Source organism: Pseudomonas sp. GW822-FHT01E03 (assembly GCF_058802985.1).
Window position 1 is genome coordinate 315,685 of the sequence record NZ_JBXAOQ010000004.1, and the last position, 22,694, is coordinate 338,378.

At 59.5% G+C, this 22,694-nt stretch carries 20 protein-coding genes and 1 pseudogene; 10 read left to right on the forward strand and 11 right to left on the reverse strand.

The features are described 5' to 3' along the window. Nucleotides 1-55: 55 nt before the first annotated feature. Nucleotides 56-232: a hypothetical protein gene (locus AC1RP7_RS10235; protein ID WP_173677941.1), complete on the forward strand. Its 177-nt coding sequence runs from the start codon at nucleotides 56-58 to the stop codon at nucleotides 230-232. Here the strand turns inward: AC1RP7_RS10235 and gpgF are convergent. The 5 genes and pseudogenes from gpgF to AC1RP7_RS10260 form a co-directional block, all read right to left on the reverse strand. Beyond that, nucleotides 219-1,214 (reverse strand): glucosaminyl phosphatidylglycerol flippase, encoded by a 996-nt coding sequence (gene gpgF, locus AC1RP7_RS10240; RefSeq protein WP_493181209.1) that lies wholly within the window; start codon nucleotides 1,212-1,214, stop codon nucleotides 219-221. The genes AC1RP7_RS10235 and gpgF overlap by 14 nt on opposite strands. After that, the gene (gpgD, locus tag AC1RP7_RS10245; protein WP_349735220.1) at nucleotides 1,211-1,987 is read right to left on the reverse strand and encodes an N-acetylglucosaminyl phosphatidylglycerol deacetylase; all 777 of its coding nucleotides are present in this window, start codon (nucleotides 1,985-1,987) and stop codon (nucleotides 1,211-1,213) included. Before gpgD ends, gpgF begins: the two co-directional genes overlap by 4 nt. Then, complete coding sequence (gene gpgS, locus AC1RP7_RS10250; RefSeq protein ID WP_057713504.1) at nucleotides 1,980-3,092, reverse strand: N-acetylglucosaminyl phosphatidylglycerol synthase; 1,113 nt, start codon at nucleotides 3,090-3,092, stop codon at nucleotides 1,980-1,982. Before gpgS ends, gpgD begins: the two co-directional genes overlap by 8 nt. Before the next feature lie 210 nt (nucleotides 3,093-3,302). Then, a complete protein-coding gene (locus tag AC1RP7_RS10255) occupies nucleotides 3,303-4,067 on the reverse strand; it encodes a methyl-accepting chemotaxis protein (protein ID WP_412072454.1) in 765 nt (254 codons plus the stop codon). Nucleotides 4,068-4,160: 93 nt separating this feature from the next. Then, nucleotides 4,161-5,192: pseudogene (locus AC1RP7_RS10260) on the reverse strand (HAMP domain-containing protein); the annotation flags it as partial. A 188-nt stretch (nucleotides 5,193-5,380) separates the two neighbouring features. Between AC1RP7_RS10260 and AC1RP7_RS10265 the strand changes: the two are divergent. Next, on the forward strand, nucleotides 5,381-6,868 hold the full coding sequence (locus AC1RP7_RS10265; RefSeq protein ID WP_493181208.1) for a helicase HerA-like domain-containing protein: 1,488 nt from the start codon (nucleotides 5,381-5,383) through the stop codon (nucleotides 6,866-6,868). A 125-nt stretch (nucleotides 6,869-6,993) separates the two neighbouring features. Here AC1RP7_RS10265 and AC1RP7_RS10270 read toward each other — a convergent pair whose 3' ends face one another. After that, nucleotides 6,994-7,449 (reverse strand): DUF721 domain-containing protein, encoded by a 456-nt coding sequence (locus tag AC1RP7_RS10270; RefSeq protein ID WP_090457454.1) that lies wholly within the window; start codon nucleotides 7,447-7,449, stop codon nucleotides 6,994-6,996. A 307-nt stretch (nucleotides 7,450-7,756) separates the two neighbouring features. Between AC1RP7_RS10270 and secA the strand changes: the two genes are divergently transcribed. From secA to AC1RP7_RS10290, 4 genes are all read left to right on the forward strand, one after another. After that, a complete protein-coding gene (gene secA, locus AC1RP7_RS10275; RefSeq protein WP_057713507.1) occupies nucleotides 7,757-10,492 on the forward strand; it encodes a preprotein translocase subunit SecA in 2,736 nt (911 codons plus the stop codon). Nucleotides 10,493-10,612: 120 nt separating this feature from the next. After that, nucleotides 10,613-11,830 carry a bifunctional glutamate N-acetyltransferase/amino-acid acetyltransferase ArgJ gene (gene argJ / locus AC1RP7_RS10280; protein ID WP_493181206.1) on the forward strand — a complete coding sequence of 406 codons (1,218 nt, stop codon included), beginning with the start codon at nucleotides 10,613-10,615 and terminating at the stop codon, nucleotides 11,828-11,830. A 148-nt stretch (nucleotides 11,831-11,978) separates the two neighbouring features. Next, nucleotides 11,979-12,611 carry a glutathione S-transferase family protein gene (locus tag AC1RP7_RS10285; RefSeq protein ID WP_493181204.1) on the forward strand — a complete coding sequence of 211 codons (633 nt, stop codon included), beginning with the start codon at nucleotides 11,979-11,981 and terminating at the stop codon, nucleotides 12,609-12,611. Continuing rightward, the gene (locus AC1RP7_RS10290) at nucleotides 12,608-13,552 is read left to right on the forward strand and encodes a Nudix family hydrolase (protein WP_492624068.1); all 945 of its coding nucleotides are present in this window, start codon (nucleotides 12,608-12,610) and stop codon (nucleotides 13,550-13,552) included. Before AC1RP7_RS10285 ends, AC1RP7_RS10290 begins: the two co-directional genes overlap by 4 nt. A 117-nt stretch (nucleotides 13,553-13,669) precedes the next feature. Here the strand turns inward: AC1RP7_RS10290 and AC1RP7_RS10295 are convergent, their stop codons facing one another. The 3 genes from AC1RP7_RS10295 to AC1RP7_RS10305 are packed head-to-tail and all read right to left on the reverse strand — an operon-like array spanning nucleotide 13,670 to nucleotide 17,253. Further along, complete coding sequence (locus AC1RP7_RS10295; protein WP_057713510.1) at nucleotides 13,670-14,251, reverse strand: cob(I)yrinic acid a,c-diamide adenosyltransferase; 582 nt, start codon at nucleotides 14,249-14,251, stop codon at nucleotides 13,670-13,672. A gap of 2 nt (nucleotides 14,252-14,253) precedes the next feature. Next, complete coding sequence (locus AC1RP7_RS10300) at nucleotides 14,254-16,290, reverse strand: sensor histidine kinase (RefSeq protein ID WP_218494504.1); 2,037 nt, start codon at nucleotides 16,288-16,290, stop codon at nucleotides 14,254-14,256. A 45-nt stretch (nucleotides 16,291-16,335) separates the two neighbouring features. Continuing rightward, on the reverse strand, nucleotides 16,336-17,253 hold the full coding sequence (locus tag AC1RP7_RS10305) for a putative 2-dehydropantoate 2-reductase (protein ID WP_493181202.1): 918 nt from the start codon (nucleotides 17,251-17,253) through the stop codon (nucleotides 16,336-16,338). Between the two features lie 135 nt (nucleotides 17,254-17,388). Here AC1RP7_RS10305 and AC1RP7_RS10310 point away from each other — a divergent pair, with 135 nt between their 5' ends. Both AC1RP7_RS10310 and AC1RP7_RS10315 read left to right on the forward strand, forming a co-directional pair. Next, nucleotides 17,389-17,874, forward strand: coding sequence for a YajQ family cyclic di-GMP-binding protein (locus AC1RP7_RS10310; protein ID WP_007990750.1), 486 nt, complete (start codon nucleotides 17,389-17,391; stop codon nucleotides 17,872-17,874). A 136-nt stretch (nucleotides 17,875-18,010) separates the two neighbouring features. Next, entirely contained in the window at nucleotides 18,011-18,853 is an 843-nt protein-coding gene (locus AC1RP7_RS10315; RefSeq protein WP_057713512.1) for a mechanosensitive ion channel family protein, read from the forward strand. 143 nt (nucleotides 18,854-18,996) lie between these two features. Here the strand turns inward: AC1RP7_RS10315 and AC1RP7_RS10320 are convergent, their stop codons facing one another. Beyond that, the gene (locus tag AC1RP7_RS10320; protein WP_057713513.1) at nucleotides 18,997-20,343 is read right to left on the reverse strand and encodes an OprD family porin; all 1,347 of its coding nucleotides are present in this window, start codon (nucleotides 20,341-20,343) and stop codon (nucleotides 18,997-18,999) included. A gap of 908 nt (nucleotides 20,344-21,251) precedes the next feature. Between AC1RP7_RS10320 and AC1RP7_RS10325 the strand changes: the two genes are divergently transcribed. Continuing rightward, nucleotides 21,252-21,677: an HIT domain-containing protein gene (locus tag AC1RP7_RS10325; RefSeq protein ID WP_150813356.1), complete on the forward strand. Its 426-nt coding sequence runs from the start codon at nucleotides 21,252-21,254 to the stop codon at nucleotides 21,675-21,677. Between the two features lie 3 nt (nucleotides 21,678-21,680). Further along, nucleotides 21,681-21,887, forward strand: a complete 207-nt coding sequence (locus AC1RP7_RS10330) for a SlyX family protein (protein ID WP_008052459.1) — start codon at nucleotides 21,681-21,683, stop codon at nucleotides 21,885-21,887. 64 nt (nucleotides 21,888-21,951) lie between these two features. Here AC1RP7_RS10330 and AC1RP7_RS10335 read toward each other — a convergent pair whose 3' ends face one another. Then, a complete protein-coding gene (locus AC1RP7_RS10335) occupies nucleotides 21,952-22,554 on the reverse strand; it encodes a cold-shock protein (protein ID WP_057713515.1) in 603 nt (200 codons plus the stop codon). Nucleotides 22,555-22,694 lie beyond the last annotated feature (140 nt).

The following is a 22,694-nucleotide window of genomic DNA, read 5'->3' on the forward strand; positions in this document are numbered from 1 at the left end:
CCTGGGCGTTCAATCGCTTCAGGCCCTTCGCCGTTTTTGCACCGAGGACATGACCATGGCCGATCCACTGGACAAAGCCACTTCCAAGGCTCCCGCCACGCTGGGCGAGGGTTGCCTGAGCCGCTACGACCCGGATGACATGGGGCCTGAAACCGGTACGGAGTTTCCCGACGCCGCGCAGTTGTGGGAACAGTTGCAGCAGGAGCCCGAGGACAAACCTAAGCCTGCCTGAGTTTCATCAACTTCTTCAGCAGCGGCCGACCCAGCATCAGCAGAAACACCGGCCCACCGACCAGTAAGTAGAAGTAATAGGTTACCGCCCGCCAAATCAGGATCGCCGCGGCTGCCGTGGACTTCCCGACCATGGGCGCCAGCAGCGCAGCGGACGTCAGCTCAGCCGCCCCGGCTCCGCCCGGCAGCAGGCTGAATTGCCCGGCGCTCAGTGCCAGCATCTGGATCAGAAAACTCCAGGCCCACTGCAAATCCGCGCCGAGCCCGCGCAACGCCAGGTACAGCACGCTGTAGCGCAGGCCCCAATGCACACAGGTCAGGGCGAATACCTTGATCAAGGTCTGCACGGGCAACTTCAACGTGTCGGTAAACGCCGCCAGAAACTGCAGGAGTTTGCGCGCCCAGCGCATTCGAGTGGTCGCTTTGACATTGAGTCGTGCGAGCCAACGACCACTCAGGCGAATCAATAATCGGTGATAGCGCGCCACCATGACGCAACTGACCAGGCCGCCGAACAGCGAAACGGCGCTGACCATCAGCATCCATTCCATGCGCTGGCTGAGGTGCTGGAACAGGGCATAAATCAGAATCCCGCTCAGGGCACAGAGGAAAAACAGCAAGTCGCTCAGTTGATCCATGGCAAACACCGCACTGCCCCTGGCCGGACGCACGCCATGACGCGCCAGCAAAGCCATGATCGTCAGAGGCCCGCCACTGCCGCCGGGCGTGGAGCAGTAGGCGAATTCGGCGGCCATCACCATGGCGAGGCTCCTGAGCCGGCCGACCTTGTCGCATTGATCCCCCAGCAATAGGCGCAAACGCAGAGTGTTCACCCCCCAGCACAACAGGATCATGCCGAACATGATCAGCAACCACGGCAGCGGAAAGGCGGTCAGCCGAGACCAGATTTCACTGCCACCCAACAGTAATGGAATCAGCACTGCCGCGAGCAGACCGACGAGCAACAGCAGTGCGCGACTCATGCGGCACGGCCCAGTCGGCCGTTTTGCATCGCCAGCCAGTGGGCCTTGGTCATTGGCACCCGTCCGTTGTCGAGCTGGCGCTCAAGAGTTTTTAGCCAGTATCGGCGCGAGAACTCATGGCGCATGTCCACCGGGTGCAGGCCCAGGCGAATCACCGGAGCGTGCTGCCAGCGCTGTTCACGCCGGTCGCTGACGAGCTTCGACACACCCCGGCGCCAGGCACTGCGCGCACTCCAGACCAGCCCCGGCGCCTCGAGCGCGGTGAAATCCGGTAGCCGGTATAAATGTTGCGAGTCGCTGGTGTAACTCAGCGGCAATTGGCGCAATGCCTGGCGAGTGCCTTGGCTCATCAGCCAGGCCGGGGCGACGAACCCTTCCAGCGGCCAGTCATGGCGGTGGAACATCTCGATGCCCGAACGCAGGCGGGCGAGGGCGTCTTCCTGCGACAAACGATAAAACTCGCCTTCGTGGGTGTAGACCCGACGCATGAACCAGTCGCTGGGATTGATGGTCATCGGCCCGTCGTCGTAATGGAAATAGCCATGCAGTGCCAGTTCGTCGCCCCGGGCGACCCTGGCACTGAGCTGGCGGCAAAACTGCGGATGGGCGTCCAGGTTGTTGTGTTTGTGCAAATCCGGCACCACCAGCCAGGTGATCGGTACGCCACCCAAAGCGTCGACGGCTTTGACGAACGGCTGGTAATCGGCCCAGGTGGGCGGCGCCACGTCGTGCAGTACCAGCAGTAAAGCGGGACTGTTCATGGGCTCAACCATTGGCTGTCAGCGGCCATTGGCTGCCGAGCACGGCGTGGTAGTGGCGCAGCAAACTGGTGACCACCGTGTCCCAGGCATAATGTCGTTCGACATGTAATCGCGCCTGTTGGCCCAGCGCCACGCTGCCCGAGCCGAACAGTTCTCGAACAGCGGTGGCCATCGCGGCGGGATTGTTCGGCGCACAGAGCAGGCCGCAGTCCTCGGTGACGATTTCTTCGAAAGCCCCGGCCGCCACGGCTACCACCGGAATACCGCTGGCCATGGCTTCGAGTATCACTAGGCCGAAGGTTTCCTGATCGCCAGCGTGGAGCAAGGCGTCGGCGCTGGCCATCAGGCGGGCCACCTGCGCCGCCGGGCAGAACTCGTCGATCACCGTCACGTTGGAGGGCACGGCCGTGGGCATCGACGACCCAACCAGCAGCAGGTGATAGCGTCGGCCCAGGCGTTTCATGCAGTCGAGCAGCACCGGCAGGTTTTTTTCCTTGGAACCGCGCCCGGCAAAGATCAAGAGGTGGGTGTTTTCGTCCAGACCCAGTTCGGCCCGCAGCCCGGGGTCTCTGGCATCGGGATTGAAGGTTTGCAGGTCAACGCCGAGCGGCTGCACGAAGACATTCCTGACCCCAAGCCCGGTGAGTTTGTCGGCCATGACCCGGCTGGGCGCCAGGACCCGGTCGAAGTTGCCGTAGAGCTTGCTGACATAGGCCTCGACGTTGTTGGTCACCCAGTTGCCCATGCGGTTGCTGACCAGCAGGGGCAGGTCCGAGTGATAAAAACCGATGATCGGCACATCGAGTTGGCGCCGCGCATCCAGCGCCGCCCAAGCGGTGAGGTAGGGGTCGCCGACTTCGATCAGGTCGGGTTGCAAGTCTTGCAGGACATTGCGCCAGGGCGCCAGACGCAGAGGAAAGCGATAGCCCTTGCCGAAGGGCAGAGCAGGGGCGGGAACTGTGAAGATGCCATCCTGCTCTCCAAAGGACGATCCGGGGATCAGCAAACTGTGGCGAATGCCTGGCTTGATGCCCAGGCGACGGTGCTTGGCATCCAGATAAGTGCGCACGCCTCCGCTGGCAGGGGCGTAGAACATGGTGATGTCCGCGATATGCACGATGAACGATCCTCCGGTCCTGTTACTCCTTTGGTTGACCTATATGAAGGATAGATGTTCGGTTGGGGTTGTGCGGGAGGGATGTCGGCGGGGGGATGTATCGTTTGGCAGGCCGCTATCGCGAGCAGGCTCGCTCCCACAGGAATCTTTGTCGCACTATAGATCTACTGTGGGAGCGAGCTTGCTCGCGATGAGGCCGGTGAGGTTGCCTTAGATCCTGAAGCTACCTACCAACTGCTTCAACCGCGCCGCCTGCTGCTCAAGGTCCGAGCACGCGCGCAATGTCGATTGCAGGTTTTCCACACCTTCCTGGTTCAGCGTGTTGATTTCGGTGATGTCGACGTTGATCGACTCCACTACGGCGGTCTGTTCTTCGGTCGCGGTGGCCACCGACTGGTTCATGCCGTCGATTTCACCGATACGCAGCGTCACGCTGTTCAGGCGCTCACCCGCAAGGTTGGCGATTTCCACGCTGTCCTGGCTGTGGCGCTGACTGTCGCTCATGGTGCTGACCGATTCCCGGGCGCCAACCTGCAGCTCCTCGATCATGGTTTGCACCTGTTGCGCCGATTCCTGCGTGCGATGTGCCAGGTTGCGCACTTCGTCCGCCACCACGGCAAATCCACGACCGGCTTCACCGGCGCGTGCGGCTTCAATGGCGGCGTTGAGCGCCAGCAAGTTGGTTTGCTGGGAAATGCTGGTGATCACTTCGAGAATCTGCCCGATGTTCACCGTTTTACTGTTCAGCGATTCGATGTTGGAACTCGACGCACTGAGCATGCTCGACAATTGATTCATCGCCACGATACTGCGGTCCACCACTTGCTGGCCGTCTTCGGCCAGGCTGCGGGCATCGCTGGCCTGGCTCGAAGCCTGAGCGGCGTTACGGGCAATTTCCTGGGCGGCGGCGCCGAGCTGGTTGATTGCGGCCGCGACGCTGCTGGTGCGCGAGGCTTGCTGGTCGGAGTTGAACATCGACGAATTGGAAGCGGCCACTACGCGCAATGCCACTTCGTTGACTTGCCCGGTGGCCGAAGACACTTCGCGGATCGAGCCGTGAATGCGCTCGACGAAACGGTTGAACGCGGTGCCCAGAGTGCCGAATTCGTCATTGTTCTGGATGGTCAGGCGCTTGGTCAGGTCGCCTTCGCCGTCGGCGATGTCGGCCATGGCGCGGGTCATGACGTGCAACGGCTGGGTCAGGATGCGAATCAGCATGCCGAGCAGGGCGATGATGATGGCCACGGCGATGATGGTCGCAACCACAGCCGAGGTGCGGAATTCGCTGAGCATCGAGTAGGCTTTTTCCTTATCGACCGACAGACCGATGTACCAGTTGACCGATGACAAGCCTTTGATCGGGGTGAAGGTCACGATGCGGGTTTTGCCGTCGACCAGGATTTCGCTCATGGCGCTGCTGATGGCCGGCGTGTCTTGCGGGTAGACATCCTTGAGCGTCTTCATCGCCAGCGCTTTGTCGGGATGTACCAGGATCTTGCCGTCGGAGCTGACCAGGAACGCATAACCCATGCCGTCGAAATCCAGCTTGCCAAGGCTGTCGGCGATCACCTGCAAACTCAGGTCGCCACCGACCACGCCGATGTTCTGGCCGTCCTTGATAACGCTGTCGACAATGGAAATCACCAGTTGGCCGGAGGCCAGATCAATATAAGGCTCGGTCAATGCCGAACCGCTGCTGCCTTGCGCGCTCTTGTACCAGGGACGTGCACGCGGGTCGTAGCCATCGGGCATCTTGCTGTCCGGGCGAATGATGAAAGAACCATCCTTGCTGCCGAGGTAGGCGCCCATGAAGGTCGAGGTCACGGCTTTTTGTACAAGCAGGCTGGAAACGTTGTCGGCATCGGGGTTGAGCGCAACAGTTTGTGACAGGTTTTCAATCAGCAGGCTGCGCCCGTTCAACCAGGTCTGGATATTGTTGGCGGTCACTGCGCCCATTTCCTGCAGATAATTTTCCAGGTCTTGGCGGATGGCGTTGCGCTGCAAGTAGTCGTTGTACAGCGTAAAGGAGGCGAAGGCGGCAATCACAATGAGGGCGGCAGCAAGCAGGATTTTATGGCTGAAACGCAGATTTTTGTTCATGGCTTGGGGTTCCGCTAAGGTCTTAATGTCCAGCGCGTGCTTTTATAAAGGGACGCACGACGGGCAAGGTTGAAAGCAAGTGAATTTTCCGACTCTCCTTAGGGAAATTTCCGACCAGATCGTGTCTGACTGCTTTGTCGTTATCTCTATCGGCCGTGTAGGACCAAAGATTAATCATGGGTGACCAAATGCCTGACTCATTGCAACTCGTTATCGGCGCCGATCCAGAAGGGCAGCCGACTGCCCAGGCCATGCGCCTGGCGAACCGCCACGGATTGATCGCGGGCGCGACCGGCACCGGCAAGACCGTCACTTTGCAACGAATGGCCGAAGCTTTCAGCGATGCCGGCGTGGCGGTGTTCGCCGCGGACATCAAGGGTGACCTGTGCGGCCTCGGCGCCGCCGGCAATCCCCAGGGCAAGATCGCCGAGCGGATTGCCGGGATGCCCTGGCTCAACCACAAGCCTCAGGCTTATCCGGTGACGTTGTGGGACATACACGGTCAGTCCGGTCATCCTTTACGCACAACCTTGAGTGAAATGGGGCCGCTGCTGCTGGGCAGTCTGCTGGAGCTGACTGACAGTCAGCAGTCGGCGCTGTACGCCGCGTTCAAGGTGGCGGACCGCGAAGGCCTGTTGTTGCTTGATCTCAAGGACCTGAAGGCATTGCTCAATCACCTGCGGGACAACCCCCAGTTGCTGGGCGACGATGCGGCATTGATGACCACCGGCTCCAGCCAGGCATTGCTGCGACGTCTGGCGACCCTGGAGCAACAGGGCGCCGAAGCCTTGTTCGGCGAGCCGGCTCTGCAACTCGAAGACATCCTCCAGCCTTCGGCGGACGGGCGCGGTCGCATTCATTTGCTGGATGCCAGTCGTCTGGTGCATGAAGCGCCGAAAGTCTACGCGACGTTCCTGCTGTGGCTGCTGGCAGAGCTGTTCGAACAGTTGCCGGAGCGTGGCGATGCCGACAAGCCGTTGCTGGCGCTGTTCTTCGACGAGGCTCACTTGTTGTTTAACGGTACGCCCCAGGCATTGCGTGATCGTCTGGAGCAAGTCGTGAGGCTGATTCGTTCGAAAGGCGTAGGGGTGTATTTCGTCACCCAGTCGCCGGGAGACCTGCCGGATGATGTGCTGGCGCAGTTGGGCTTGCGCATCCAGCACGGTCTGCGTGCGTTCACCGCCAAGGAACAGAAGTCCCTGCGCGCGGTGGCCGAGGGTTTCCGGCCGAACCCAGCGTTTGATGCGTTGTCGGTGCTGACCGAGCTCGGGATCGGGGAGGCGCTGGTCGGCACCCTGCAGGAAAAAGGCACGCCGGAAATGGTCCGGCGGGTGCTGGTGGCACCGCCGCAATCGCGGATCGGGCCTTTGACCGGTGCAGAACGCACAGCGTTGATTGCCGGTTCGCCATTGCAGGGGCGTTATGACAAGCCGATTGACCGTGACTCGGCCTATGAGGTGCTGATGGGACGCAAGGGCCTGGCGCCTGAGCCTGAAGCGGTACCGGGCAAACCAACAGCTGAAGAACCGAGTTTCACCGAGCAGGCCGGGGAATTTCTCGGCACGGCGGCCGGCCAGGCGTTGAAATCAGCAATGCGTCAGGCGGCCAACCAGCTTGGGCGACAGCTGGTGCGCGGGTTGATGGGGTCATTACTGGGCGGCAGTAAACGCCGTTGAATCCATCCTGAGTGGGCACAGTAAATGTGGGAGCGGGCTTGCTCGCGAATGCGGTGTTTCATTCAACGAAAATGTTGACTGGTAAACCCATTCGCGAGCAAGCCCGCTCCCACATTAGTCCGTTGTCAGGTCCTGGTTTTGGCGTGCGCCGCCAGTCGCTCCAGCGCTGCCCGCAAATTCGGGTCGCTGATCCCATCGGCCGTGGCCTGGATGGTCGCTGCCGCGTCGTTGGACAAATCCATGGTATGCCCGGCCGCACCTTGCTGAACGGTCGGCGGTTGAACTTTGAACAGGATCCGGGTCAGATTGGCGAACTCGTCAAACATCTGCAATTGCCGTTGCAAACGCTTTTGCTGGTAACGCAGGCGGGTTGCCCAATGACCGTCGGTGACAATCAGCAACAAACTGCCTTCGCGCCAGGAAGCCACGTGGCAATGCTCGCGAGCGGCGGGTTGCAATTGGCTTTCGAGCAAACGTTGCAGATGACCCAGGCGTTGAGCGTGGCCGAGAATGGCCTTCAGCGGCTTGGCTTCGCGTAGTAGAACGGCAGGTACTTTGGCCGTAAGTGGGCGAAATGCCATGATCAGACACCTGAAGTAACAGAGGCGCCATGGTAGCAGAAAGCACCGAGTGCACCCGCCCATTGCTTTTGTGGGCGCTTTACCCATTAAATCAACAACTAACTTCTGCCTTGAACGGCTTGAAGTTGAGCAAAACGCCCTTATTTTAAGTGAGCCCCGTCAAAGCGCTGTGCCAGCATCGTGGAATATCGCCACTTTCCTCTCCATCGTTTCCGGGTAGAATGCTCGTTCGCATGCGGCCATGAGGGCTGCACGGGCGACTCACGGGGCCGCCCTCCATCCCTTTAGTGTGGAAGATCCTGCCGATATGTTTGCGCCTTTGTTAAAGAAACTTTTTGGAAGCAAGAACGAGCGTGAAGTCAAACGCATGCTCAAGACGGTGCAACTCGTCAATGCCTTCGAAGAGCAAATGGTGGCCCTTTCGGACGATCAATTGCGTGCCAAGACAAGCGAGTTCAAGGCCCGCATCGCCAAAGGGGAATCCCTCGACAAACTGCTGCCAGAAGCCTTTGCGGTCGCCCGCGAAGCCGGCAAGCGTGTCATGGGCATGCGCCACTTCGATGTCCAGCTGATCGGCGGCATGACCTTGCATGAAGGCATGATCGCGGAAATGCGTACCGGTGAAGGCAAGACCCTGGTGGCAACACTGGGCGTTTACCTCAACGCGCTGTCCGGCAACGGCGTGCACGTTGTGACGGTGAACGACTACCTGGCCCGCCGTGACGCCAACTGGATGCGCCCGCTGTATGAATTCCTCGGCCTGACGGTCGGCGTTGTCACGCCGTTCCAGCCGCCGGAAGAGAAGCGCGCTGCCTACGCCGCCGACATCACCTACGGCACCAACAACGAATTCGGTTTCGATTACCTGCGCGACAACATGGCGTTCAGCATGGAAGAAAAATTCCAGCGCGAACTCAATTTTGCCGTGATCGACGAAGTCGACTCCATCCTCATCGACGAAGCCCGTACCCCGCTGATCATCTCCGGTCAGGCCGAAGACAGCTCCAAGCTGTACATCGAGGTCAACAAGCTGATCCCGCAGCTCAAGCTGCACGTTGAAGAAGTCGAAGGCGAAGTGACCCAGGCCGGTCACTTCACCGTCGACGAGAAGACCCGTCAGGTCGAACTCAACGAAGCCGGTCACCAGTACGTCGAAGAAACGCTGACCCGCATCGGCCTGCTGGCTGAAGGCGAGAGCCTGTACTCGGCCCACAACCTGAGCCTGCTGACTCACGTTTACGCCGGCCTGCGCGCGCACAAGCTGTTCCATCGCAACGTCGAATACATCGTGCAGGACGGTCAGGTCGTACTGGTCGACGAGCACACCGGCCGTACCATGCCGGGCCGCCGCTTGTCCGAAGGCCTGCACCAGGCCATCGAAGCCAAGGAAAACCTGAACATCCAGGCCGAAAGCCAGACGCTGGCGTCGACCACTTTCCAGAACTACTTCCGTCTGTACAACAAACTGTCCGGCATGACCGGTACGGCCGACACCGAAGCGTTCGAGTTCCACCAGATCTATGGCCTGCAGGTCATGGTGATTCCACCGAACAAGCCGCTGGCCCGTAAGGACTACAACGACCTGGTGTTCCTGACCGCCGACGAGAAATACGCGGCAATCGTGGCCGACATCAAGGAAAGCATGGCCGCGGGCCGTCCGGTCCTGGTCGGTACCGCCACCATCGAAACCTCCGAGCACATGTCCAGCCTGCTCGTGAAGGAAGGCATCGAACACAAGGTCCTGAACGCCAAGTTCCACGAAAAGGAAGCCGAGATCATTGCCCAGGCCGGTCGTCCGGGCGCGCTGACCATCGCCACCAACATGGCCGGTCGTGGTACCGACATCCTGTTGGGTGGTAACTGGGAAGTGGAAGTGGCTTCCCTGGAAAACCCGACCCCTGAGCAGATTGCCCAGATCAAGGCCGACTGGCAGAAACGTCACCAGCAAGTGCTCGAATCGGGCGGTTTGCAGGTGATCGCCTCCGAGCGCCATGAATCGCGCCGTATCGACAACCAGTTGCGTGGTCGTGCCGGTCGTCAGGGCGACGCCGGTTCCAGCCGTTTCTACCTGTCGCTGGAAGACAGCCTGATGCGCATCTTCGCCTCTGACCGGGTGAAGAACTTCATGAAGGCCCTGGGCATGCAGCCTGGCGAAGCGATCGAGCACCGCATGGTGACCAACGCTATCGAAAAGGCCCAGCGCAAGGTTGAAGGCCGCAACTTCGACATTCGCAAGCAACTGCTCGAGTTCGACGACGTCAACAACGAACAGCGTAAAGTGATCTATCACATGCGTAACACGTTGCTGGCCGCCGACAACATCGGTGAGACCATCGCTGACTTCCGTCAGGACGTGCTCGAGGCCACCGTCAGCGCGCACATTCCTCCACAATCGCTGCCTGAGCAGTGGGACGTGGCCGGTCTGGAAGCCGCATTGCAGAGCGATTTCGGTGTGGCGCTGCCGATCCAGCAGTGGCTCGACGAAGACGACCACCTGTACGAAGAAACCCTGCGCGAGAAACTGATGCAGGAACTGATCGCGGCGTACAACGAGAAAGAAGACCAGGCGGGCGCCGAAGCGCTGCGCACCTTCGAGAAGCAAATCGTTCTGCGCGTACTGGACGACCTGTGGAAAGACCACCTGTCGACCATGGATCACCTGCGCCACGGTATCCACTTGCGTGGCTATGCCCAGAAGAACCCGAAGCAGGAATACAAGCGCGAGTCCTTCACCCTGTTCTCCGAATTGCTGGATTCGATCAAGCGCGATTCGATCCGTGTGCTGTCCCACGTTCAGGTTCGTCGCGAAGACCCGATCGAAGAGGAGCAGCGCCTGCGTCAGGAAGCCGAGGCATTGGCCGCTCGCATGCAGTTCCTGCATGAAGAGGCTCCAGGCCTGGAGCAACCGGAAGCGTTGGGCGAAGAGATTGACGTTGCTCTCGCTGCTGCACCGGTTCGCAACGAGCAGAAGCTGGGTCGCAACGAGTTGTGCTACTGCGGTTCGGGCAAGAAGTTCAAGCATTGCCACGGGCAGATTCAGTAAAACCCGTTTCAATCGCTGAAATACCCGCGCCGCGACCGGCTTCTGCCGTCGCGGCGTTTTACCATTCGAACCACCGTTCTGCTGAAACGGTGCTGACATCATTTATAAAGGAGCGCATTCATGGCTGTTGGTCTTGGTCCTTTGCCAACGTTGCACCCGGTTGCCGGTTTTGAACTCGGTATCGCCTCGGCTGGCATCAAGCGCCCGGGGCGCAAGGATGTTGTGGTCATGCGCTGTGTTGAGGGCTCCACGGTTGCCGGCGTGTTCACCCTGAACGCCTTTTGCGCCGCACCGGTGATCCTGGCCAAGCAACGCGTACAAGGCGCTGTGCGTTACCTGTTGACCAACACCGGCAATGCCAACGCTGGCACGGGCGAACCGGGCCTGGCCGCCGCCGAGCGCACTTGCGCGAAACTGGCCGAGTTGACCGGTGTCGATGCCAGCCAGGTGCTGCCGTATTCCACCGGTGTGATCGGCGAGCCGCTGCCGGTCGAGAAAATCGAAGGCGCGCTGCAAGCGGCCCTCGATGACCTGTCGATCCACAACTGGGAAGCTGCCGCCACGGGCATCATGACCACTGACACCCTGCCAAAGGGCGCCAGTCGTCAGTTCCAGCACGACGGTGTGACCATCACCGTTACCGGCATCAGCAAAGGCGCCGGCATGATTCGCCCGAACATGGCGACCATGCTCGGCTACATCGCCACCGACGCCAAAGTCTCCCGCGACGTGCTGCAAAACCTGATGCTCGATGGCGCCAACAAGTCGTTCAACCGCATCACCATCGACGGTGATACCTCGACCAACGACTGCTGCATGCTGATCGCCACCGGTCAGGCTGCGCTGCCGGAAATCACCCTCGCCGAAGGCGAACTGTTTGCCAAGCTCAAGCAAGCGGTGTTCGAAGTGTGCATGGACGTAGCCCAGGCCATCGTTCGCGACGGTGAAGGCGCGACCAAATTCGTCACTGTTGAAGTCAATGGTGGCGGCAACCACCAGGAATGCCTGGACGTCGGTTACACCGTGGCTCACTCGCCGCTGATCAAGACCGCGCTCTTCGCTTCCGACCCGAACTGGGGCCGCATCCTTGCCGCCGTCGGCCGTGCCGGGGTACCGAACCTGGACGTGAGCAAGATCGACGTGTTCCTCGGCGACGTGTGCATCGCCAGCCGTGGCGCGCGCGCGGCGACCTACACCGAAGCCCAGGGCGCGGCGGTGATGCAGCAGGAAGAAATCACCATCCGTATCGAGTTGGGTCGTGGCGATTGCAGCGAAACCATCTGGACTACCGACCTGTCCCACGAGTACGTGAAGATCAACGCCGAGTACCGTACGTAAGATCGAGTCGCCCCTATCGCGAGCAGGCTCGCTCCCACATTGGATTTGTGTACACCTCGAACCACTGTGGGAGCGAGCCTGCTCGCGATGGCGATCTGTCAGTCGCTAGCTAGACTGGCCTGTCTCCCTCATCCCAAAGGTCCCGAACATGAGCCTGCACCTGATCATCGGCGACAAACTGCATTCCTCCTGGTCCCTGCGCGGGGCTCTGGCCCTCGATCTGGCTGGCGCCTCCTACACCGAAGAACTGATCAAACTGAACCAGCCGGACACCCGCGAGCGTCTGCTCAAGCATTCTCCGACCGGCAAGGTCCCGCTGCTGAAAACCGAACACGGAACCATCGCCGACTCCCTGGCGATTGCTGAATACCTGGCAGAACAGTTCCCCGACGCGAACCTGTGGCCCAAAGACACTGCCGCCCGTGCCCAGGCGCGTTCGGCGTGCGCGCAGATGCACAGTGGCTTTTTCGCCATGCGCGGCAACATGCCGTTCGACCTGGGCCATGACGCAGCGCTGTCGCCGGTCCCGGCCGATGTCCAGGCGGACATCGAGCGCATGTCAGCGTTGTGGGCCGAGTGTCGTGTCGCTGCGACCGAGAGCGGTCCGTACTTGTTTGGCCGCATCACGTTGGCCGACGCGTTCTTTGCACCCATCGCCGTGCGCCTGCGCACCTATCGGGTGAAACTGTCCGTGGCTGATGAAGCCTATGTTGAAACCCTCTACCAATGGCCAGCGTTCCAGGCCTGGCAGAAGGCCGGACTGGAGGAAATCGAGCGGTGAAACGAGTTCATGTAGCCGCCGCCGTTATCCGTGATAACAACGGCAAGATCCTTATCGCCCGCCGTGCCGATACCCAGCACCAGGGTGGCCTGTGGGAGTTTCCCGGGGGCAAGGTCGAGGCCGACGAGTCGGTCGAAACCGCACTGGCCCGCGAACTCCATGAGGAACTGGGCATCGTGGTCGGCGCGGCGCGCCCGCTGATCAAGGTCCGGCACGATTACCCGGACAAGCAGGTGTTGCTGGATGTCTGGGAAGTCTCGGCGTTTAGCGGCGAGCCCCACGGTGCCGAGGGACAGCCGCTGGCCTGGGTGACACCCCGCGACCTGTCGGATTATGAGTTCCCTGAAGCCAACCGGCCGATCGTCGCGGCCGCACGGTTACCCGAGCAGTACTTGATCACCCCGGAAGACCTGGAAACCCCCGCGTTGCTGCGTGGTATTCAGAAGGCCATTGCCGGCGGCGTCAAGCTGATCCAGTTGCGTGCACCGAACGGCTACGACCCGAAATACCGCGACCTGGCAGTGGATGCTGTGGGGTTGTGTGCCGGCAAGGCGCAATTGATGATCAAGGGGCCGTTCGAATGGCTGGGCGACTTCCCGTCCGCCGGTTGGCACATTACCGCGGCGCAACTGCGCAAATACGCAGCGGCTGGCCGACCGCTACCGGCATCGCGCTGGCTGGCGGCGTCTTGCCATAACGCTGAAGAGTTGGCGCTGGCCGAACAGATGGGAGTGGATTTCGTGACCCTGTCGCCGGTTCAACCGACCCTGACTCACCCTGGTGCCGAGCCGTTGGGTTGGGAGCAGGCATCGAGCCTGATCGAGGGCTTCAGCAAGCCGGTGTTCCTGCTTGGTGGTGTAGGTCCGTCGGAGGTCGAGAAAGCCTGGGCTGCGGGTGCGCAGGGGGTGGCGGGGATTCGGGCGTTTTGGCCTGAGGCTTGATTCTGTGCTGTAGCTTCCGACGCCATCGCGAGCAAGCTCGCTCCCACAGGTTTTGTGAACGCCACAAGTCCACTGTGGGAGCGAGCTCGCTCGCGATGAGGGCCTGACAGGCGCCGATTAAACCTCAGGCTTCGCCGCAGGCTGCCAAAGTATCTCCGCCACTCCCTGACGCTTGGCAATCAGCCGCGCCACCACAAACAACAAATCCGACAACCGATTGATGTACGCCAGGCCAACTCCGGCCAACGGTTCAATCGCGTTGAGCTGCTGACATCGCCGTTCTGCGCTGCGCGCCAGGCTGCGGCAGACATGGGCCTGGGCAATCAGCGTCGAGCCGCCGGGCAAGATGAAGTTTTCCAGCGGCCCCAGCTCTTCATTCCACAGATCAATCGCCGCTTCCAGTCGTTCGATTTCCGCTGCATTCAACGCCTGATACACCGGCATCGCCAGTTCGCCACCCAGATCAAATAACCGATGCTGGCAGGGGGCCAATACCTCGATCACTTCGTTCAGGTCCGGAAACTGACCCGTTTGCGCTGCCAACCCGGCCAGCAACACGCCCACCTGACTGTTCAGCGTATCGACTTCGCCAATGGCCTCGATCCGCGGGTGATCCTTGGGCACGCGACGACCATCGCCCAGCCCGGTCTCGCCTTTGTCGCCAGTGCGGGTGTAAATCTTCGACAAACGAAAGCCCATGGTTACCTCGATAGCAGATTGAGTTGTTGCGAGACAGGCGGCGTGCTCGCCAGGGGCAGGCGCAAGGTGAAGCAGGTGCCTTGGCCAAGCGTCGATTGCACTTCCATCTGCCCTTTGTGGTTATTGGTGACGATGAAGTACGACACCGACAGGCCAAGCCCGGTGCCCTGGCCGATTTCCTTGGTGGTGAAGAATGGTTCGAAGGTCCGTTTGCGCACGCTTTCGCTCATGCCGATGCCGTTGTCCTCGACCTGAATTTCCGCCCATGGCGGATTGAGCCTGGTGCGCAGAATGATCCGTCCAGGCTCGCTGTCATCTTCGCGCTGGTGGATGGCTTGCGCAGCGTTTTTCAACAGGTTGAGCAGCACTTGCTCCAGTTCGTTGGCGGTGCCGGGGACCGGTCCCAACGCGGGATCGAACTGACGAATGATGGCCTGGCCCTTGAAGTCGAAGCCGATCGCCAGGTCAAAATCGTTACCGGCGATCTCCACCGCCTGGTCGATCAGGGCGGGCAGGTCGCAGGGGGCCATCTGGCGGGTGCTGCGACGACTGAAGCTGAGCATGTGGGTGACGATTTTCGCCGCCCGGGCACCTGCCTGCTGGATGCCGTCGAGCAACTGTGGCACCTCGCGAACTTGCAGGTACTGGTTGACCGTCGTCAGTTCGATGCCGGCCTGTTCAGCCACTTCGAGGTTCTTCGGCAAATCGGGTGACAGGCGTCGGCGAATGTTTTGCACGTTGTGCAGGATCGCGCCCAGCGGGTTGTTGATCTCATGGGCCATGCCGGCGGCCAGACCACCCACCGAAAGCATTTTCTCCGACTGCACCATCATCTCTTCCAGGGACAGGCGCTGGGTGATGTCATCGATCCGGATTACCACGCCACGCCCGGCACCGCCCATCAGCGGGTAGAAAGTCAGGGCGTAGTGGCGGGGCTCATCGTCCTTGAGCCAGGTGACACGTTCGATCTTGGCCACCGTATGCTGCTCGACCGTTTCCTTGAGTTGCGGCAAGAACGGCTTGAGCGGTTCGAAGGCGAGGAAGATAGGCTGGTTCAGGGCTTCATCGAGACGCGTGCCGGACAGGGCACTGGCCTCCTGGTTCCATTGCGTCACGTAGAGCTGTTCGTCGAGTGCGATCAGCGCCGACGGCATGGAGTCGATGATGCTGTTGAGGTAGTTCTGGAAACCGGTGAGCTTTTTCTCGATCTTGCTGCGCACCTGGACTTCGAGCTCCAGTTTGCGGTTGGTATGGCGGGTTTCCTCTGCCAGACCCTGGGCCTGGTCGTAGGCTGCCTGGGAGTCGTCCCTGGCCCGCTTGAGTTGCTGCTCCCTGGCCTCGATCCGCGAAAGCATGGTATTGAACGCCTCGGCGAGGCTGCCGATTTCATCGTGGTTTCCGCGCGAAGCACGCAGTGCATAGTTTTCTTCACGGGTTACCTGCCGGGACAATTCCTCGAGTTGGTGGATCGGCCGGGTAATCAAGCGCTTGATCTGGCGGGCAATGATCAGCCACAGCAGCACGCTGAAGATCAGAATCCCCAGGCTGGCCGTCAGGGTCCCGGTGTAGAACGCCACTGGCAGTTCGCTCGTGGCCACCAACAACAGGTGCCCTGGTGCCGCACCGGTGCGGGCCAGGGGGATGACCTGGTTGGTACGAAACTCGGTGGCCTGCCAGTCTTCGATATGCCGGAAACGCTTCGGCAGTTCCAGGTTGTCGCCATGCTGCAATTGCGCCAATCGCTCACCCTTTCCGTCATACAGGGCCGCCGCGCGCAACGGCGAATAGCTGTTGAGTTCATTGAGCAGGCGCTCGGCGCTTTGCGGTGACGCCAGCGCTTCGGAGGCCAGGCTCGGGTTGGATATCAGGCGGCCGATGGTCTGCAGAGCCTGGGGCGCCATGCTTTCCTGGGAGATGTAGTAGGCGGCACTGATAAAGGTCAGGTTGGCAACCAGCAGGACGGTGACCATCAGTACCAGCAGGGCGGCCAGCAGTTTCTGGCCGACGGGCAGGTTTTCAAGGCGCTGGCGCAATGGCATCGGATTCATCGCAGACAAGGAACAAGTGGCCAGCGTAGCCGCTGCTCAGTCGCTGGGCAATCCAAGGCTTTGCAGGCGAGCGATCAACCTTGCCTCAAGTTGATTGAGGTGAGGCAGGTTCAGTTGATGACGCCCGGCCACTTTGCAGGCGTAACCGAGCAGGTAGCTGATTTCCGTGCGGCGCTGGCTCGTGACGTCCTGATGCATCGAGGAGTAGTTGGCGGCGGTGGCGTGAATCACTCGTTCGACTTCCTGCTGCAGGTTTTCGGCGGCTGCCGGCTGACCACAACGCTCAAGCAACTCCGCCAGTTCGCCGCACAGGGTGGCGACCTCACATTGATGTTGCTGCAAACCGCCGTTGCGGCAATCGTGCAGCACCGTCAGCGGATTGATCGCACAGTTGAGGGCGAGTTTGCGCCACAGCCTGGTCAGAATCTCCGTGCTCCACTCGTGGGGAATGCCGGCCGCGCTCAGGTCATCAAGCCAGATCGGCGCCACCGGATGGCTCGCATCCCCCAGCCAGGTGAAGCCATGCCCGGCAAACACCACGCGCCAATCGCCATCGCGGAAGGCGCCTTCTGTGCTCGAGGCATAGATGCAGCGTGCCTGAGGAACCTGTGCGGCTACCGCGTCCTGACTGCCCAGGCCATTTTGCAGCAGGATCAGTTCGGCGCCTGGGGCCAGGCGTGGCGCCAATCGAGCCACCGCACTTTCGGTATCGTAGGCTTTGCACGCCACCAGCAGGCGGTGGATCGGTTGCGGGTTGTCGGCTGTCTCGGCGGGCACGGCATAGTGTTGCGCCTCACCGTGTTCCACCAGTGTCAATCCACCGGCAGTCTCATAGGCCTGCAGTCTCGCGATGTCCCGCAGGATCAGCCTGACCGGCACGCCAGCCCGTGCCAGACGTGTCGTCCATAATGTGCCGAGGCTGCCAGCGCCCAATACATGCCAGGTGGTGGACATCAGCTTTTTGCTCTGTTTAAGGCGTGCATCGGCAGCTCACAGTGAATGATGGGAAAGACCCGTTATAATCAGCGCGGATTTTAACCGCAAGCCAGGCGTGCTCCATCGGTGCGCCTTTATATTTGGAGAGATTACATGCCGTCGTTCGACGTGGTATCCGAACTGGACAAACACGAAGTCACCAACGCGGTCGAGAACGCCGTCAAGGAACTCGATCGTCGTTATGACCTGAAAGGCAAAGGCAGCTTCGAGTTCAAGGAAAAAGACCTGACCGTCAACCTGACCGCCGAAGCGGATTTCCAGCTTGAAGCGATGATTGAGATCCTCAAGCTGGCGCTGGTCAAGCGCAAAATCGACGTGCAGTGCCTTGAAGTCAAGGACGCGTTCGCGTCGGGCAAGCTGATGAAGCAGGACGCCGTCCTCAAGGAAGGCATCGACAAGGAGCTGGCGAAGAAAATCGTCGCTCATGTCAAAGACGCCAAGCTCAAGGTCCAGGCGGCCATTCAGGGCGAGCAGGTTCGCATCACCGGCAAAAAGCGTGATGACCTGCAAGAAGCCATTGCAGTGCTGCGGGCCAAGGAATTCGGCATGCCGCTGCAGTTCAACAACTTCCGCGACTGATCTTGAAAGCGGGAACCTCCTGGCGTTTGCGACGTCGGAGGCCCCAGCAACGGCAGAAACGATTGAGCCCGTCGCGGTTGGATCTTTCTGCCGCTTTTTTACGCATGCCGGGTAGCCGGAAAACAGGAGAATGTAGATGGACTTAAATGCCGAGGTAGACAATCTGGTCAAGGTATCCCAAAGCTGGATCCCGATGATCATGGAATACGGCAGCCGTGTACTGCTGGCGGTCATCACCCTGGCCATCGGCTGGTGGCTGATCAACAAGGTCACGAAAAAGCTCGGCGGCCTGATTGCATTACGTAATGCCGACCTGGCGCTGCAAGGCTTTATCAGCAGTCTGGCGAACATCATCCTCAAGATCCTGCTGGTCGTTAGCGTGGCCTCGATGATCGGTGTGGAAACCACTTCGTTTGTGGCGGCGATTGGTGCGGCAGGCCTGGCCATTGGCCTGGCCTTGCAGGGCAGCCTGGCGAACTTCGCCGGTGGCGTGCTGATTTTGCTGTTCCGTCCGTTTCGCATCGGCGACTGGATCGAGGCTCAGGGTATCGCCGGTACTGTCGACAGCATCCAGATTTTCCATACCGTACTGCGTACTGGTGACAACAAGACCATCATCGTGCCGAACGGCAATCTGTCGAATGGCATCATCACTAACACAAACCGTCAGCCGACTCGTAAAGTCGTGTTTGATGTAGGCGTTGATTACGAAGCGGACCTTCAGAAAGCCCGTGAAGTTTTACTGGAATTGGCCAGGGACCCGCGAGTATTGACAGATCCGGAACCACAGGCAGTTGTTTCTACCCTGGGTGACAGTTCGATCACGCTTTCGCTTCGTGTCTGGGTAAAGACTGCCGATTACTGGGATGTGTTGTTCATGTTCAACGAACTATCCCGTGATCGCCTGAGAGAGGCCGGCATTGATATTCCATTTCCACAGCGGGTTATTCGTGTGGTTCAGGAGTCTGCGGTGCAGTGACAGGTCATTTGAACAATGTCTGACTCTTTGGTCAGGCATGTTCTGTAAGGGGCAGGTCGTTAAAGCAGTCAAGCGACAGCCAACAAAAAGGCCCATCCGAAGATGGGCCTTTTGTTTTGTTACCGCAAACTAACTGGATGCGATTACAAAACCGACAGCGGGTAGTCGACGATGAAACGGAACTCTTTCACGTCGCCTTCGCCTTGGTCGGCGTTAGCGAAGTGCCATGCCTGACGAATACGGAAGGACAGGTCTTTTGCCGGGCCAGTCTGAACAACGTACTTGGCTTCGAAGTTGGTTTCGTTGTGCTTGCCATCTGCACCGTACAGACCAGCGTAAGCGCTGTTGGCTGGAGTGTTGGTGCCGTCGATGTCCCAACCTTTAACGTAACGGGTCATGAAGCTCAGACCTGGAACGCCGTACTCGGCCATTTTCAGGTCGTAACGAACCTGGGCAGACTTCTCGTTCGGAGCGTTGAAGTCAGAGTACTGGATGGAGTTGGCGAGGAAGATCGAGTCACCGCCGCGGTTGTTCTTGCCAATACCGATGTAGTCGAACGGAGTGTCACCGTTGACCTTCTGGAAGCCCAGGGTAATGGTGTGTGCTTTCAGGAACGAGAAAGCAGCCGCCAGGGAGAACGTGGTGTTGCTGATATCGCCGACTTTGGCATCGCCAGTGTCTTTGGTGTTGTAGATGTTACCGTCCAGGTTCAGCGACTCGGAGTCGGTGAACGGGATGGTGTAGTTCAGGTTGGCGTAGTACTGGTTCCAGATGTCTTCCAGCTTGGCGCCGTACAGCGATGCGCTCAGGTTTTCGGTGAAACCGTACTTGCCGCCGAAGTAGTCGATCTTGTTGGCGGAAACGCCGGCGTAGTTTGCAAACAGGTCGCCGTCACGGGCGTTTTTGTCCTGGCTGCTACCCGAGTAGAAGTGACCGGCCTCGAGGTCAAGGTCTTTGATCTCGCTGCTCTGCAGTTGGATACCGCTGGCAGTTTGCGGCAGGATACGGGAGCCGCCCACAGCGAACACTGGGGAAGTGCTTGGCTGCATGTCGCCGACTTTCAGCTCGGTTTTGGAAACGCGGAATTTAACGGCGCCACCGGCTTTACCCTGGCTGTCGTTGACATCGCGAGAACCGTTGGCGTTAACGGTGTCGCTACGGCTCATGTTGCCGCTACCGCTAGTGCCGTCACCACCGTCCAGCTTGATTGCCAGGTAACCGTACGCATCAACGCCGACACCGATCAGGCCTTGGGTGTAACCGGAGCTGTAGTTAGCCCAGATGCCCTGGGTCCAGTCTTTCTGGTCACGGCCACCGTCTTTGTTATCACGGTTGAAGTAGTAGTTGCGAACCAGCAAGTTCAGCGTGCTGTCTTCAACAAAACCTTTGGCTTCAGCCTGGTCACTTACGAAAGGGGCGGCCGTAGCCAATTGGGTACTGGCTGCTGCTGCAACTGCCAGTGCGATCATGCTCCACTTCATCACGCGCATCGTGATTTGCTCCTTTGGTTTTAGAAGAGTACTGCCGTCCCACCTGTTTTATTATCTGGGCGGCTCTTTCTTTTTGTGTCGGCGCAAACTTATATCACGCCGACAATGTTGGCGATACTTGCGCATCTAACCTTTCGCCTTCTTTACGACCCTGTCGCAAACAGCGTGGTAGATGTCGCAAATTTCCAGCTCCGACGCAACCGGGCGGACAACTTTAATGCTGTTTTTTGCGCCTTGTCGTCGGTAAAAAGAGTCCTGGTGAAACGTTTGAATCTCCATCGGGCTACCTTGCCACTGTTTTTTTTGCCTGAGGGCCTCCGCTTCCAGCGGGTGCGACTCGGGCGATGTTGGGTATGAATGCAACAAGCGTGCACAAAATCGTGTTTTTTCACGATTATTTTATAATTGACTGCCAGGTGCTGTAAAAACCTCATAAAACCGGGGGGTTCAAGCGCTTTTAGTTTGGGCTTGACGCCTTGCCTGACATCATGTTTCGGCCTTCTGGTCGACAGTCTGGCAACCAAAAATGTTACCGGTTCACCCCACCACTGAGTAAATGGCGGATGTCGAAGCGTTCAGCGTAGACCCACTGTGCGGTTTTGGTGCAAAAAATTTTAGCCCTGTACTGAATTCATCTCTGTTGGCCGCTTGCCTGTAGCGAACTTTTCCTTGTTGATCAGTCATTTCGGCGTTTGTTGCCTGTCGTTCGGTTCTGTAAAGGTGCGCGGCAGCGAAAATTGTCCCATTCGGGGGCGGCTGTCAGCTTTCCACTGGCGCTCGTGGCTTCGATGCAAGGTTCGCCGTGAAGCCTGCGCCGTTCGCAGGTATGCTGCCGTCCGGTCGCTTGGTGCGCTGTCCCTCTGGATGGGCGCTAAGCTGAAAATGATGGCCCGGCGGGAGTACGCGCAGTGTTCACTTTAGATCCACGACTTCAACAAGACACGTTACCGATCGGGGACTTTCCGCTCTGCCGGTTGCTGCTGTCCAACGATTCGAACTATCCCTGGTTCATCCTGGTACCTCGTCGCGAGGCTATCAGCGAGATATTTCAGTTGGATGTCGCAGAGCAGCAACAGCTTTGGCAGGAAACGACAGTGCTGTCGCAAGTGCTCAAGGACGCGTTCGATGCGGACAAGTTGAATGTGGCGGCGCTGGGCAATGTCGTGAGTCAGTTGCACATGCATGTGATTGTGCGCAAGCGCGAAGATGCCGCCTGGCCAGCGCCGGTTTGGGGTAAGCATCCGGCGAAACCCTACAGTTCGGAGCAGATCGCCGCGATTCGCGAACGTTTGCGCTTGATTTTGACCGATGAATTTACGTTTCTGGAGGGCTGAAGCATGAGCCTGGAAGAGCGCGTTACCGAGCTTGAAAGCCGTCTGGCGTTTCAGGATGACACCATCCAGGCGTTGAACGATGTGCTGGTGGCGCAGCAGCGGGTGGTCGAGCGCCTGCAGCTGCAAATGGCTGCGCTGCTCAAACGGCAGGAGGAAATGGTCGGGCAGTTCGAGTCATTCGAAGAAGAGGCGCCGCCGCCGCACTATTAAGAGCGTCGCAGGCATGAAAAAACCGCGTACAGCTCAGCTGTGCGCGGTTTTTTTTAGCCTTGAATCAGCGGCGCGGCAGTGCGGCGATCACATCTTCGGCTTGCAGGCCCTTGTCACGATTCATGACGGAGAACTCCACGCGCTGGCCTTCGACCAGGACACGGTGGCCTTCGCCGCGAATGGCCCGGAAGTGGACGAAGATATCGTCACCGGAGTCGCGGGAGATAAAGCCGAAGCCTTTGGATGTGTTGAACCACTTGACGGTGCCGGTATCGCGGTTGCTCATGTCGTAGCTTGGCGAGGTGGCGGCTGGTGACGACTTGTAGAAGCTGATGCCCAGGTGCAGGGTAACGGCGATCAGGGCTGCGACCAGGCTGAACAATACAGCGGGTTGACCGGCGATGACGGGCATCGGTGCGATCAGCGTCAGGGTCTGCAGGACCACGCTCAGAACCAGCAGGGCGCTGACCAGGTTTTGCAGTTGGTGACGCGGGCCTTTGTTCCAGTAAGGGATGACAGGCGCAAGTGTGAGGTTGAGCAGGCCGAAAAAGGCCAGGTACAGCGCGTCGGGTTGTTGCAGGTAAGGTAAGGCTTCGGATTGCAGGCTAGGGATGAAGGACAGCAGCAAGGCCGCTGCGCCTATCAACAGATGGACGATTTTCAACATTTTGATTAACTCACGTTAAGACAGCTCACAAGGAAGAGCTGATGGCGCACGGTTCGCTTCAAGATAATAAAGAGGCGTTGGACACGTACCCGGTATCAGCCTATGCGCCGAGCCCGGTAAAAATGGGCGCTGGCGACACG

Coding starts and splice junctions, on each gene's coding strand:
- AC1RP7_RS10235 (WP_173677941.1), top strand. CDS start 56: ATGGCCGATCCACTGGACAAAGCCACTTCCAAGGCTCCCGCCACGCTG.
- gpgF (WP_493181209.1), bottom strand. CDS start 1,214: ATGAGTCGCGCACTGCTGTTGCTCGTCGGTCTGCTCGCGGCAGTGCTG.
- gpgD (WP_349735220.1), bottom strand. CDS start 1,987: ATGGTTGAGCCCATGAACAGTCCCGCTTTACTGCTGGTACTGCACGAC.
- AC1RP7_RS10255 (WP_412072454.1), bottom strand. CDS start 4,067: ATGTTCAACTCCGACCAGCAAGCCTCGCGCACCAGCAGCGTCGCGGCC.
- AC1RP7_RS10265 (WP_493181208.1), top strand. CDS start 5,381: ATGCCTGACTCATTGCAACTCGTTATCGGCGCCGATCCAGAAGGGCAG.
- AC1RP7_RS10270 (WP_090457454.1), bottom strand. CDS start 7,449: ATGGCATTTCGCCCACTTACGGCCAAAGTACCTGCCGTTCTACTACGC.
- secA (WP_057713507.1), top strand. CDS start 7,757: ATGTTTGCGCCTTTGTTAAAGAAACTTTTTGGAAGCAAGAACGAGCGT.
- argJ (WP_493181206.1), top strand. CDS start 10,613: ATGGCTGTTGGTCTTGGTCCTTTGCCAACGTTGCACCCGGTTGCCGGT.
- AC1RP7_RS10285 (WP_493181204.1), top strand. CDS start 11,979: ATGAGCCTGCACCTGATCATCGGCGACAAACTGCATTCCTCCTGGTCC.
- AC1RP7_RS10295 (WP_057713510.1), bottom strand. CDS start 14,251: ATGGGCTTTCGTTTGTCGAAGATTTACACCCGCACTGGCGACAAAGGC.
- AC1RP7_RS10300 (WP_218494504.1), bottom strand. CDS start 16,290: ATGCCATTGCGCCAGCGCCTTGAAAACCTGCCCGTCGGCCAGAAACTG.
- AC1RP7_RS10305 (WP_493181202.1), bottom strand. CDS start 17,253: ATGTCCACCACCTGGCATGTATTGGGCGCTGGCAGCCTCGGCACATTA.
- AC1RP7_RS10310 (WP_007990750.1), top strand. CDS start 17,389: ATGCCGTCGTTCGACGTGGTATCCGAACTGGACAAACACGAAGTCACC.
- AC1RP7_RS10315 (WP_057713512.1), top strand. CDS start 18,011: ATGGACTTAAATGCCGAGGTAGACAATCTGGTCAAGGTATCCCAAAGC.
- AC1RP7_RS10320 (WP_057713513.1), bottom strand. CDS start 20,343: ATGCGCGTGATGAAGTGGAGCATGATCGCACTGGCAGTTGCAGCAGCA.
- AC1RP7_RS10330 (WP_008052459.1), top strand. CDS start 21,681: ATGAGCCTGGAAGAGCGCGTTACCGAGCTTGAAAGCCGTCTGGCGTTT.
- AC1RP7_RS10335 (WP_057713515.1), bottom strand. CDS start 22,554: ATGTTGAAAATCGTCCATCTGTTGATAGGCGCAGCGGCCTTGCTGCTG.